This window comes from Romboutsia ilealis, from assembly GCF_900015215.1.
Taxonomy (GTDB): domain Bacteria; phylum Bacillota; class Clostridia; order Peptostreptococcales; family Peptostreptococcaceae; genus Romboutsia; species Romboutsia ilealis.
Window position 1 is genome coordinate 1,710,023 of sequence record NZ_LN555523.1, and the last position, 13,235, is coordinate 1,723,257.

The following is a 13,235-nucleotide window of genomic DNA, read 5'->3' on the forward strand; positions in this document are numbered from 1 at the left end:
TTAAATTATAGCATATATATTCATTATTAACCATATTCAGTAAGTAGTTGTTTGTTTTTTTTGATATTATAAGTCTATTTATGAAATTTTATACAATAAATACAATACTTATATCATCATGTGTTATATTTTTGCTTATACTGTTCAAATAATCAATATACGTATTAAGCAATATGAATCTGGAAAAAATATTTTTATTATATTTCTGTAAAGTACATTCTATACTATTAAATAAATCAAATTTATTTTTAAACGCATTTGAATAACCATCAGTAAATAAAACTATACTAATGTTTTCTTTTTCTTCTCTTTGTTCTACCGAATACATCATATGTTTATACTCATTATCTCGCCCCAAAGAATCAACTGTTAAATTATTTCTAGTATCTATTACACACTTATATCCATCTTTGCTTTTAAGTACTATATCTCCATCCCCTAATTTTAAATATAATATAAACTTATCTGTTATTAAAACTGATAAAAGTGTTGTAGAATACTTTATATATTCTATTTTAAATACATTAGGATAAATTTTCTTATAGTGTTCTTTAACTAAAAATCTCCATCTACTATCTATTTGTTTTTGAATTTCATAGTTCTTTAGCTTTTCTTCTAATTTATCTATGTCCACATCAAAATTTTCACTAAGAACATCTATCGATGCTTTACATGCAAATCTAGCACCATCTAAACTATGTTTGAAAAATGTTGTGCTATGTCCGTCTGCAACTGAGCATATAATAAATTTATCCTCTACTTTATAATCAATGTAGTCTTGAGATTTAGACCCTCTAATTAAATTTTTGTATCCTATTACACTATTTTTAAATATATCAAATTTCATTGTATCCCCCTTCTCTACCTTTATTAGTTATTTTTTATTATAAAATTTTATAAATTATAACGTATTAAATAAAATTTTTATTAAAAAATTCGCTTCGCTTGAGCGACGTGTCAGCGAAACATTTCATGTCGCAACGACTTTGTCCGTTGCTTGAGCCACTGCGTGGGCGAAGTATTTCAAAATCTTTTTTACGCTCAAAACCAATTTATTGATATTACTTACATTCAGAATTTACCCACATTTTTTTAAGTATTATAATATCCTTAAGCGTAAAAAAAGACACAGCATAATTATATTTAGCTGTGTCTTAAGATATTTTTCGTCTAACCTTAGTCTGATGTTCTACTTTTTTAGTTTTAGCTTTTCTTACCGTATTACTCTTTACAGGCTTTTTAACCTTTTTAGAATAGAATATATTTTTACTATCAAATAAGGTTAATGCTACTGTAAATCCTGTTGTTAATATACCAAATAAAAGTAAATAAAAGTTTAATCTTATAAATATTCCCATTACCGCATTTATTATCATCAGTGTAAATGTTAAAGAAAAACATATAATAGCTGACATAATAAGTATTTTACATACTTTTTTCAATTTATTCACCCCATACACTAACAATTATTTACATTAATCTATTATTAAATATATCAAATTTAGTTAAATATTTCAATTATTATTGTTATTTTTGTAAAATAAATCTTAAAATATGATTATCATATTGAGTAACAATACCTCTTTATTATTAATAGTATAAAAATAGGTAAATTTTATATGAGGGGTGATTTATGTGGCGAGTCTTCCTAGTTTAGGGTCAAAAGCTCCGGACTTTAAAGCTAATACAACTAGCGGAACTATAAAACTGTCTGATTATACAGGTAAGTGGGTTGTATTATTTTCTCACCCTGGTGACTTTACACCAGTGTGTACAACAGAATTTTTATGTTTTGCTAAATATTATGGTGAATTTAAAAAAAGAAATACAGAAATTATAGGACTTAGCGTTGATAGTAATAGCTCTCATCTTGCATGGATATATAATATATTCCAATTTACAGGAATAGAAATTCCTTTTCCTATAATAGAAGATAGAGACATGTCTATAGCAAAACTTTATGGAATGATATCAGAACCAATGAGTAATACTTCTACAGTAAGGTCTGTGTTTATTATAGATGATAAACAAATACTAAGAACAATACTTTATTATCCTTTAACTACAGGTAGAAATATACCTGAAATATTAAGAATAATAGAAGCTTTACAGACTAGCGATAGAGATAATGTTGTAACACCTGCAAATTGGTTTCCTGGAATGCCAGTTATACTACCATATCCAAAAACTTATAAAGAATTAAAAAATAAAGTTAAGAAATGTAGCAACGCTAATTCTGATTGTTCTTGTATGGATTGGTATCTTTGTTTTGTTCCAGATAAAAACTGTAAAAAAGATTCAAGTAAATCTAAAATCAAAGCACCTAATTCTAAAAATTCTAGACCTGAAATTACCAATCCAAAATTTCAGCCTGTAACTATTGACTACTGTCCTAATGTTAACCCTATAGTTATGGAATATGTATTAGGAAATCCTGAAAATGTTGATGCTCAACTTTTGGATGCTGTAATTTATGCCTTTGTTGAAATAAACCCTGATGGTACTTTATTTGTGCCTACACCTAGATTCTTAAGACAATTGGTAAGTTTAAAATCAGAAAAACCAGAATTACAAGTAATAGCAGCTATAGGTGGCTGGGGAACAGATGGCTTCTCTGATGCAGCTGCAACTCCTACCTCTAGATATAATTTTGCTAGGCAAGCTAAACAACTTATGAATCAATATGCTCTAGATGGTATAGACATAGACTGGGAGTATCCAGGAAGTAGTGCAGCTGGTATAAAATCAAGTCCTCAAGATAGAGAAAATTTCACATTATTGCTTACAGCATTAAGAGACGTACTTGGAGACGATGCTTGGTTAAGTGTTGCTGGTACTGGTGATAATGCTTATATAAGAACTAGTGCTGAGATAAATAAAATAGCTCCACTTATCACTTACTTTAATCTTATGAGTTATGACTTTACAGCTGGAGAAACTGGAGAAAATGCTAGAAAACATCAAGCTAATCTTTATCCATCAGATCTTTCATTATCTGGGTACAGCGTTGATGGTATGGTAAATAATCTTATCGAAGCTGGTATGCCATCAGAAAAAATATTACTTGGAATACCTTTTTATGGTCGTTTAGGTGCTACTATAACTAAATCTTATGATGACCTTAGAAAAGATTATATAAATAAAAATGGATATGAAATAGCTTTCGATAAACAAGCTCAAGTCCCTTATCTTGTAAAAGATGGTAAATTTGCAATGTCCTATGATAATGCATTATCTATTTTCTTAAAAGGACAATATGTCCTTAGAAACTGTCTTGGCGGAATATTCTCTTGGACATCAACATATGACCAAGCAAATATTTTAGCAAAATCTATGAATCAAAGTATTTATGACCCTGATGCATTAAAAGGTGAATTAGAGCAAGTATTTGGTCAATTCTAATCAACTTCAATAATTTATAATATTACAAAACAAAAAGTCTTGCTTAATTCGCAAGACTTTTTATATTCCTATAGCAACTTTTGCAAGCTTGTCTGCCTCTTCATTATATTTATCCCCTGAGTGAGCTTTAACTTTTATAAACTCTACATGTAATTTATCCTTTATACTATCATAAAACTTCTTATATTCTATAGTCCCTTCTTTATTAGTTTTCCATGCACCAATACACCACTTTTCTATTCCTTCATAATCAAAGTATAATTTTAAATGTTTTATATTATTATCTATACAATATTTCATTGCTATTTTTGATGCTTCTATTTCTCCAGCCACATTTCTCATACTTACTAAAGACTTATCATTCCCTTTTATACTATATGTTTTTTCTAATATATCATTTCTTAATATAACCACACCTGATCCATATGCCCTTATTGCATGTTCATAACTTCCATCTACATACGCTTTAACAAAATCACCATGTTCTACTTCAACTTCTTTTTTTGCTCCTATATATTCATATGCTTCATCTAATGTTTGAAAACTTTTATACTCAGCACCTGAAAATCCATTTACCTGCTTTTTGCATTCATCCCACGTATTATATACTCCTACTTTATACCCCTTTCTTACAGCATAAAATTTCTTCTTACTCAAATTAATCACTCCTATTAATTTACTTTCTTTATCACATATATAAAAAAGTTTATACACTACAATAATTCTATATTATTAATATAAATTTTTAAAGTTTATTTTATATATTCTAAATAGTCTAGGGTTTTATTAAACTTATACTTTCCATATATAAATATTTGTGCTATAATAATTCATAAATAAATATCGAATATACCTAAATGATAGAGGTTGCATTATTAATCAGTAATTTTGTGGAGCTAAGCACGATGAAACAAAATGAAAGGTAATCATGCCGAAATGTATAAGTGATGCTTTAAGCTTATATGTTGGGGTTATATAAAATATATATAACACTGTCACATTAATTTGTGGAGGGCTATCTTTAGATTAAGTAAATTAAAACTATATTTTTAATATTTTTTTGATACTTAAGTCTAGGATACGTCTATCCTAGGCTTTTTTTAATCCCTATTTTCTCATCAACCGGCTATATTCGAAAAATATATAGGAGGAGATTATAATGAAAAGAGAAAGAAAACAAGCATCTTTATTTGATGCACTTTTATGTTTAGGTTTTTTAATAACAATACTAGTTACATCATTAGTATTTTTAAAGAAATATGAAATTTCTGCTCATATACCACTTTTAGTAGGGGGAATATTCACTGCATGTGTTGCTATATTTAAATTAGGTTTTACATGGAATGAATTAGAGGAAGGTATCTTATCTACAATAAATACAACAATGCCATCAATTCTTATTCTATTAATTGTTGGTATTTTAATAGGTACTTGGATTATATCAGGTATTGTTCCTAGTATGATATATTATGGTCTTAATATTTTATCACCTAGTATATTCTTAGTTGCAACAACTATAATCTGTGCTATAGTATCGGTTGCTACTGGTTCATCTTGGACTACTGCCGGAACTATAGGTATAGCTCTTTTAGGTATCGGTAGTGCTTTAAACATTCCATCACCTATAATAGCTGGTGCTATTATATCTGGTGCTTACTTCGGAGATAAAATGTCTCCTTTATCGGATACAACAAATTTAGCTCCTGCTATGGCTGGAACTAACCTATTTGATCATATTAAACATATGTTATATACTACTACACCCGCACTTATTATATCATTAGTACTCTACGGTGTAATCGGATTTAAATACGCAGGATCTAACATAGATACTAGCCAAATAATACAAATACAGGACGCATTAATGAGCAATTATAATACATTGTCACCATTACTTCTTTTAGTTCCTGTATTAGTTATCGCTTTAGTTATATTAAAAATTCCAGCGATACCTGGCCTTACAATAGGTGTTTTATTAGGAGCTTTTGTTGCTATTGTGTTCCAAGGGGCTTCATTAGCGGATGTATTTATAGTTGCAAAAGATGGATACGTTTCTTCTACTGGAATGGAATTTGTAGATGCACTTTTAACTCGTGGTGGTCTTGACAGTATGTTATCTACAGTATCTCTTATGATTTGTGCTTTAGCTACAGGTGGTATATTAGAAAAGACCGGTATGCTTGAGGCCTTAGCTAAGTTTATATTAAAGTTTGCAAAAGGAACTTTTGGACTTATATTTGCAACAATATTTACAGCTATAGGAACTAATTTAGCTGTAGCTGACCAATACTTAGCCATAGTTATACCAGGTAGTATGTATAAAGATGCATTTAAAAACCAAGGTTTAGCTGCTAAAAACCTATCTAGGGCTTTAGAAGATAGTGCCACTATTACGTCTTCACTTATTCCATGGAATACATGTGGTGCATATATGTCTGCTACTCTTGGTGTGGGATGTTTCGCATTTTTACCATTTGCATTTTTTAATTTACTTTGCCCAATAATTTCATTAATATACGGTGCAACTGGAATAACTATAGAAAAAATTAAAACTGACGAAGTTTCTAATATCGTTGTATAAAAAAAGACATTGCTTATAAGCAATGTCTTTTTTTATACAACTTACAATATTTAATAACACCTCCATTCATGTGTATATTTTTTTCTATATTCTAAATACTAAATACAAAAGATATAGAAAGGAGATTTATTTAATTATGAAAAAATCTATACTGCTTATACCGTTTTTTATTCCTTTATCAATAATTTGATGTACTATAAATTATAGTCAATAACCTTCAAAGATTTTACATTTTAAACTTATAAAGAGGTGATTCTAATGAAAATCAAAAAGTCTAGCTCTAAACGTTATCTTTTTATAGGCTTATTTGCAATTATATGCGCAGTAGCAATTAGCGGAAATTTATATCTATTAAATAAATCTAAAACTAGGATTTCAGATCCACAATCAGCTACTTATGAATATAACTGGTATTTTAATCCAAGAAATGATGGGAAACAGCCAGAACCTATAAAAGAAGCTTCTTTTTTCAATAAATATAACTCTTATTATGTTGGAGATCCAAATGAAAAGGTAATATATCTTACATTTGATGCAGGGTATGAAAACGGTACAACCGCAAGTATATTAGATACATTAAAAAAACATAATGTTAAAGCTCATTTTTTTGTAGTTGAAAGTTATATAAGAAATAATCCCGAACTAGTAAAAAGGATGGTTAATGAAGGTCACTTAGTTTGTAATCATTCTAAAAATCACCTATCTATGGCTCAAATTACTGATTTTGAAAAATTCAAATCAGAAATCACAGGTGTAGAAGAAGCATACAAAGAACTAATTGGTAAAGATATGCCTAAATATTTTAGACCTCCTATGGGTAAATTTAGTGAACAGTCATTAAAGTATACTCAAGAGTTAGGATATAGTTCTATATTTTGGAGTTTTGCTTATGTCGATTGGTATAATGATAAACAACCAACACATGAATATGCAAAAGATAAAATATATACAAGAACTCATCCAGGTGCAATAGTGTTACTTCATCCAAATTCAAAAACTAATACTGAAATATTAGATGAAGTGATAACTCATTGGAAAGAAGAAGGATATTCTTTAAAAACATTAGATTATTTAACTAAAAATCAAGGTAAAAATTAAATTTCATCTTAAAAAGGATACCTCATATTATAGAGGCATCCTTTTTAAGAATCTATAAATATATTTCGCCCTCTAAAATTAGCAACCCAGTAAGGTTTATATATACTCTTAATATCTACTATATTAATTTGTATACTTATTTTATCAATACTATCATAGCTTAATCTATCAGTTAAACGACTTACTATTTCTTCCTTTACAACATTAACTAGATCATCTTCATTTATCTTGCTTTCTCTTATACAAGATTTAGAAATATATTTATTTAAAGTGTTAGGAATTTTATCTATAGATTCACTACGTCCATTATAAGTATTAACTAGCATTGTTATAGTTTCTTTTTTAGATTCATTTTTAAATATTCTATTATTTTTTTTCTTACTTATGACTTCGTATATCAATACCTTAAACTCGATATATTCTAATTTTATATCTCCTATAACACTATTAAATTGAAACACTTTGCTTACTAAAGGTATTTTGTTTAATATATACCTTTTAGCTTCATTTTTTGTTTGCTCTATATCAATCAATTCTACTCTCATATAACACCTACTTAGATAAATTTTCATATCATGGTAAATTATATTAACATACCCCATTATTTCATGTATGGATATTAAAAAAATACACATTATATATAAGATATTTTTAATAATGGAGGTAACAAAATGCCTGGATGTATAACTCATTACATTTTCGCAAAAGATTGCTTTGATAAATTAGAGAACGATAATTTAAAAAATATACTATCTAAAAATATTAATATATTTTTAATAGGCAGTTGTGGCCCAAATTTTTTTGAATATTGCAATAATGTACCTAATATATTCTCTAAAAATTTAGCTAATATTAGCAACTTAATACATAATAAAAATATAAATTTATTTTTTGAAGAAATGATAAATTACTCTATAAATAATCCCTATATAAAATGTATATTTAATCAAGATAACTTTACTGATATTTCTATATCATATTTCTGTGGATTTTTATCTCATTATATATTAGATAGATCTGTTCACCCTTATATATTTTATTTACAATTAAATTTAAAAAATCAGTATAAACTAAAATCTAATACTTCTTTACATAAAAGTATAGAAACTCATATAGACTCTTTACTACTTTATAAATTAAAATATTCTATACCTACGGATTTTATAAAAGATATAAATATAAATTTATCCAATAATGAAATGTTGATGTTGTGCGATATGTATAACTTTTTACTAAAATATGTATTTAATAAAAATATATCTTATAATGACATATGTAAGTCCTTATCTACATTTAAAAAAACTCAAATTAAACTTGTTTACTCTAGTAGTATTTACTCTAAATTATATTTATTTATTAAAAATTTATTGTGTAAAACTGGTTATATAGAAAATAAAACTTATTCTAATCACACTCACTGTGTTAATGATTTATTAAATGAAAAAAAATCAACTTGGATAGACCCATTTTCTAAAGAAGAATATAATAAGTCTTTAATAGACATTTATTATGATAGTGAACACTTATATCTAGAAATTGTAAATATATTCTATCAATATATACAAAATAATAAAAAAATGATGGACATAATAAATAAAATAGAAAATAAATCATATATAACTAATCAAAACTTTAATACAATCTATAACATCAACTTATAATCATGTAATATATAAAAAGGACTGATGAGAATGAAATCAAAAAAATTGATAATTAGTTTATTCCTTATTTTATTATTTTATTTTAGCTTTTACTATCTAAATAATCTATCAACAAATGATACTGCTGTAAGCTATATTAATGCAGATGATGAAGGACCTGTTATTAGTAATTTATCTCCTGATAAATGTGAACAATTTATAGTAGCAAAACCTGATATAAAAATAAATTATAAAGATGAAAGCGGTATAGATACTTCATCCGTAAAACTATTTGTAAATTATAAAGATGTTACAAAAAATTGTACTATTACCGATAGTTATATACATTATTTACCAAAAAATAAGTTTAAGAGAGGAAGTCAAATAATACAACTTGAAGTATCTGATATATTGAAAAATAAAAGTAAATTTGAGTGGTATTTTACAGTTGGAACACCTATATACAATCATTATAGAGGGTTAATCCATTCTCATACTAGTGCAAGTGATGGCCATGGTAGTTATAATGACGCATATTATTTAGCTAGAGATAAAGCCAATTTAGACTTTTTTGCTATCACGGAACATTCAAATTTACTTGATAATCATTTAGATTGTACTATTAATGATGCCTCTCCTAGCTTAGAATGGAATGATTTAATAAAGTCTAGAGATTTATTTAATGTTAAAGATAAATTTATAGCCCTCAATGGATTTGAAATGACGTATCCATTTAAAGTTAAAGATCCCATTGGTCATATAAATGTATTTAATTCTAATGGTTTTGTATCTTCTGAGCTGCCTAATATGAATCTAGAAAAATTTTATGACTTATTATATGAACAAGATGATTTAATTGGTCAATTTAATCATCCATGTAAAAAATTCGGTACATTTAATAATTTTAAATACTCTGCTCATGGAGATTATGTTATGTCTCTTATGGAAGTTGGAAATGGATATAATAAAGATATGTCTAAAAATATAAGATCTCATGATATGTATCAATTAGCATTAGATAACGGTTGGCATCTTGCCCCCACTTGCAATCAAGATAATCATAGGGTTGATTTTGGTATTGCAAATGAGTTTCGAACTGTAATTTTAGCAACTGATTTAAACAAGGATGCTTTATATGATTCTCTTAGAAATATGAGGGTATATGCTACTGAGGATAAAAATATAAAAATTGATTATAGTATAAACAATTTACCTATGGGGTCTACAATAAAAAATACATCAAAACTAAACTTCAATATAAGTGCAATAGATTCTGATGAAAATGATAAAATAGATGAAATTCAAGTTATATCTAATAACGGCGAAATAATAAAAAGTAAAAATTTTAATTCAAATTTAGCTAAATTAGAGTTTACTTTAAAATCAAATAAAAATAAATTTTATTATATAAAAGTTATACAAAACAATGATAAAATATCAGTTACTGCTCCTATATGGATTGAGTAAAAAATTCGCTTCGCTCATGTCGCCAACGACTTCGTCCGTTGCTCAAAATCTTTTTTACGCTCAAAAACGCTTTATTGATATTACTTACATTCAGAAGTTATCCACATTTTTTAAAATATTATAATATCCTTAAGCGTAAAAAATAAACTGATGAGCAATTTGCTCATCAGTTTATTTTATATTTAAATGTGCATAGTTTATATCTTTAACTATGCCTTCATTTGTAAAATCAATTCTATTTTTAAATAAAGGTCCATCTACGACAAAAGTATGATATTCTCCATTTTCTCCACAAGCATCTGATCCTGTTGACTTTATATCATCTATAATTTCTCTATTAAGCTCTTTACCTAGAAATTCTATACCCATATATTTTAAGTTTACTTTATTTATTATAGTTGTAAATCCACTATCTATAAATTCATAAACTAAATCTTCCCTATTTTGTTGCCACAAAGGAAGCTCTGCTTTTATACCAGCATTCTTGCATCTATCTACATCCCATTTTTTATGTAGCTCTATATCTATATCTCCAAAAACGCACATTGTAGCTCCCATATCTTTAGCCTTAATCAAAGCTTCTTCAAATTTTCTTTCATACTCGTTGACATCACATTCAACTAACAAAAGTGGTATATCTAAACTTTTACTAATTCTATGTAAAAATTCTTTACCTAAGCCATGTGTCCAAGATTTTTCTTGATTCTTTTTTACTGTAGTTAAAAGAGCAATTGGCTCATAACCTTTTTTTATCATTCTGTACAATGCTAATATACTATCTTTGCCTCCACTAAATGACATTATAAATTTTTCTTTAGTCAATTTTTCTGTCCTCCTATATCGTTATTATATTTGATTGATTAATTTAATATAAAGAATGTTCCTACAAATAATAAGATAGCTCCTATATAATTATATAAATGCATAGTTTCTTTATATATATGTAAATCTATAAAAAAACCTACTATCATTTGTGATACTACTATTAATGTAAGTGTTTTTGATACACCTAAATTAGGTACAGACTTTACAGTGAAATAAATTACAAGCCCTCCTAAAACTCCACCTAAGAGTAATTTAGGATTTATATTGTTAACGCTTAATAATGTTTTTAAATTTCCAGTTAAACATATATTTATGAAGAAAAATATGGTTCCTACAACTAAGCTTATAAATGTTGCTACTAATGCCGTTGTATTTTTTCCAAGTTCCCCATTTATAAAAGCTTCTAAAGATGTTGACACTCCAGCTAATGTTGCAAATATCATCGCCAATATATTTTCCATTCTCTCCCTCCAAACTTACGAATTAATAAATTTTATGATACAAGCTATTTATTAATGCCTAAATTTGAAGTCTATAAAAATATAATTATATTTTCTATTAATATAAAATTATCATCGTATCTTATTCTGTTTAATGGTTTTATTTATATACACTTGTATCTATATGCTTTTCATAAACCTTATTTCCATCTTTATCATATCCATAAAGATAAGTATTGGCAACATTTCCACTAACATAACTCACCGGTTTATACTCTATCCCTTTTAAAGCATCTTCATTTGACCAAATTTCTATAGTTAGTTTTCCATTTATAGCTTTCGTATTTATTACAAGTGGATATTCATATGTATTTTTAAATTTATAATCTATAATTCCGCTAGCTAATGTTGCATCTAACCCTCTTGGAACATAGTTTACAGCCTTTGAGTGATTTCTTCTTTCTGTAGGTATTATACCTGCATTAAGTTGAGTATTATAAAGCGTCGATGAGACTTGACAAACCCCACCACCTATACCATCTACAAGCTTGCCATTACTTATAACTGGTGCATATTTATATCCATTAGATGCAATTACAGGCCCAATAGCATTCTCATAAGAAAATTCTTCTCCTGGCATTAAAAGTAAATCATCTATTTTATTAGCTGCATTCTCTACATTACTTCCTCTAGAATTACCACTTCCATATGTAGTTGTATATGTAGATACTTTATGATTTATTAATTTTAAATCATCTATTGATATTTTTGGACTATCTTTTATAAGTTTTGCATTTATTATTATATTCTCTTTAAGTAAATTTCTTGAGTTTATTCCTTCTTTTATATCATTATATAAAGCTTCTTCATCAAGTTTAGACCCATCTTCTCCCTTTTTATAAGATATTTTCTCATCATTTATTATTACTTTAGGTTCAATACATTCTATATTAACATCTTGTGCTATTTCATCTTTAAGATCATTAAATTTTTTTTCATCTATTTCTATATATAAATTATAATTTGTATTTTTTTTACTTGCTATAGATATAAATTTTGAAAATATATTTTTTTCACTCTGATTTTTTATTATATCTTCATATAATTTATCATTATTATATTTTGATACTAAATTTTTAATTTGTATATCATATATTTTATTATTTATATTTATTTGAACTTTCTTATCTTCTATATTTTTTTCAATTTTATTAAGTTTACTTAAAACTTCTTCTTTTTCTAGATTAGATATATCCTGTTCATAAACTAATGTACCTGGAAAAATTTTATTTTCATATTTAGATACAGTTTTCCCAACATATATAGATGATAATAATATTATTGTACATCCAACTAATATAAGATTTCTTGTTTTCTTTGTTAATTTAAACTTGCTTTCTATTTGATGTTTATCGATTGTATCTTCATTGATATCAATCCCTTCTTTGTCTGCTAAATCTTCATTATTTTCAAATTCATATTCTATATTTTCTTTTTTTGATTCATTGCATTCTTTATCTTTATCAATACTTATATCTAAGGTCTGATTTTCTTTATCTATTTTATTGTCTTTGTCTTCATTTGATATTTCACTTCCTTTTTCTATATCTTTATCTATTAAATTATTTTTTTCATTAGTCTCAGTATTTTTTTCTTCATTAGATTCATCTTTATGGCTTTTAATATCTTTATCCATATATATCCTCCCCCATTTAATAATCTATACTTATAAAGATTATTAGAGAAATATATCCTATATTCATAAATAAGGTTACAGTGTTG

General features: G+C 26.6%; 12 protein-coding genes and 1 riboswitch. Of the genes, 5 read left to right on the plus strand and 7 right to left on the minus strand.

Going from position 1 to position 13,235, the window contains the following annotated elements:
* Positions 1 to 88: 88 nt before the first annotated feature.
* Complete coding sequence (locus tag CRIB_RS08035; protein ID WP_180701872.1) at positions 89 to 847, minus strand: protein phosphatase 2C domain-containing protein; 759 nt, start codon at positions 845 to 847, stop codon at positions 89 to 91.
* Between the two features lie 307 nt (positions 848 to 1,154).
* Positions 1,155 to 1,442, minus strand: a complete 288-nt coding sequence (locus tag CRIB_RS08040) for a hypothetical protein (RefSeq protein ID WP_180701873.1) — start codon at positions 1,440 to 1,442, stop codon at positions 1,155 to 1,157.
* A 193-nt stretch (positions 1,443 to 1,635) separates the two neighbouring features.
* Here CRIB_RS08040 and CRIB_RS08045 point away from each other — a divergent pair, with 193 nt between their 5' ends.
* On the plus strand, positions 1,636 to 3,402 hold the full coding sequence (locus CRIB_RS08045; protein ID WP_180701874.1) for a peroxiredoxin: 1,767 nt from the start codon (positions 1,636 to 1,638) through the stop codon (positions 3,400 to 3,402).
* Positions 3,403 to 3,462: 60 nt separating this feature from the next.
* Here the strand turns inward: CRIB_RS08045 and CRIB_RS08050 are convergent, their stop codons facing one another.
* Entirely contained in the window at positions 3,463 to 4,068 is a 606-nt protein-coding gene (locus tag CRIB_RS08050) for a ribonuclease H family protein (RefSeq protein ID WP_334293967.1), read from the minus strand.
* 187 nt (positions 4,069 to 4,255) lie between these two features.
* Positions 4,256 to 4,428, plus strand: a riboswitch (Lysine riboswitch).
* Positions 4,429 to 4,558: 130 nt separating this feature from the next.
* Between CRIB_RS08050 and nhaC the strand changes: the two genes are divergently transcribed.
* A complete protein-coding gene (gene nhaC, locus CRIB_RS08055) occupies positions 4,559 to 5,983 on the plus strand; it encodes a Na+/H+ antiporter NhaC (protein ID WP_408638568.1) in 1,425 nt (474 codons plus the stop codon).
* 258 nt (positions 5,984 to 6,241) lie between these two features.
* Positions 6,242 to 7,081, plus strand: coding sequence for a delta-lactam-biosynthetic de-N-acetylase (pdaA, locus tag CRIB_RS08060; RefSeq protein WP_180701877.1), 840 nt, complete (start codon positions 6,242 to 6,244; stop codon positions 7,079 to 7,081).
* A 44-nt stretch (positions 7,082 to 7,125) separates the two neighbouring features.
* Here pdaA and CRIB_RS08065 read toward each other — a convergent pair whose 3' ends face one another.
* Positions 7,126 to 7,626 carry a hypothetical protein gene (locus CRIB_RS08065; RefSeq protein WP_180701878.1) on the minus strand — a complete coding sequence of 167 codons (501 nt, stop codon included), beginning with the start codon at positions 7,624 to 7,626 and terminating at the stop codon, positions 7,126 to 7,128.
* 126 nt (positions 7,627 to 7,752) lie between these two features.
* Between CRIB_RS08065 and CRIB_RS08070 the strand changes: the two genes are divergently transcribed.
* Together CRIB_RS08070 and CRIB_RS08075 are read left to right on the plus strand one after the other, a co-directional pair.
* Positions 7,753 to 8,742 carry a zinc dependent phospholipase C family protein gene (locus tag CRIB_RS08070; RefSeq protein ID WP_180701879.1) on the plus strand — a complete coding sequence of 330 codons (990 nt, stop codon included), beginning with the start codon at positions 7,753 to 7,755 and terminating at the stop codon, positions 8,740 to 8,742.
* A gap of 30 nt (positions 8,743 to 8,772) precedes the next feature.
* Positions 8,773 to 10,188: a CehA/McbA family metallohydrolase gene (locus CRIB_RS08075; RefSeq protein WP_180701880.1), complete on the plus strand. Its 1,416-nt coding sequence runs from the start codon at positions 8,773 to 8,775 to the stop codon at positions 10,186 to 10,188.
* 171 nt (positions 10,189 to 10,359) lie between these two features.
* On the opposite strand, the gene CRIB_RS08080 is transcribed toward CRIB_RS08075, so the two are convergent.
* The 3 genes from CRIB_RS08080 to CRIB_RS08090 all read right to left on the minus strand — a co-directional run bounded on the left by CRIB_RS08080 (position 10,360) and on the right by CRIB_RS08090 (position 13,149).
* The gene (locus CRIB_RS08080) at positions 10,360 to 11,010 is read right to left on the minus strand and encodes a Dph6-related ATP pyrophosphatase (RefSeq protein WP_243633496.1); all 651 of its coding nucleotides are present in this window, start codon (positions 11,008 to 11,010) and stop codon (positions 10,360 to 10,362) included.
* A 38-nt stretch (positions 11,011 to 11,048) separates the two neighbouring features.
* The gene (locus tag CRIB_RS08085; RefSeq protein ID WP_180701881.1) at positions 11,049 to 11,474 is read right to left on the minus strand and encodes a DMT family transporter; all 426 of its coding nucleotides are present in this window, start codon (positions 11,472 to 11,474) and stop codon (positions 11,049 to 11,051) included.
* Positions 11,475 to 11,613: 139 nt separating this feature from the next.
* Positions 11,614 to 13,149, minus strand: a complete 1,536-nt coding sequence (locus CRIB_RS08090; protein ID WP_180701882.1) for a VanW family protein — start codon at positions 13,147 to 13,149, stop codon at positions 11,614 to 11,616.
* Positions 13,150 to 13,235 lie beyond the last annotated feature (86 nt).

Coding starts and splice junctions, on each gene's coding strand:
- CRIB_RS08070 (WP_180701879.1), top strand. CDS start 7,753: ATGCCTGGATGTATAACTCATTACATTTTCGCAAAAGATTGCTTTGAT.
- CRIB_RS08075 (WP_180701880.1), top strand. CDS start 8,773: ATGAAATCAAAAAAATTGATAATTAGTTTATTCCTTATTTTATTATTT.
- CRIB_RS08035 (WP_180701872.1), bottom strand. CDS start 847: ATGAAATTTGATATATTTAAAAATAGTGTAATAGGATACAAAAATTTA.
- pdaA (WP_180701877.1), top strand. CDS start 6,242: ATGAAAATCAAAAAGTCTAGCTCTAAACGTTATCTTTTTATAGGCTTA.
- CRIB_RS08065 (WP_180701878.1), bottom strand. CDS start 7,626: ATGAGAGTAGAATTGATTGATATAGAGCAAACAAAAAATGAAGCTAAA.
- CRIB_RS08090 (WP_180701882.1), bottom strand. CDS start 13,149: ATGGATAAAGATATTAAAAGCCATAAAGATGAATCTAATGAAGAAAAA.
- CRIB_RS08085 (WP_180701881.1), bottom strand. CDS start 11,474: ATGGAAAATATATTGGCGATGATATTTGCAACATTAGCTGGAGTGTCA.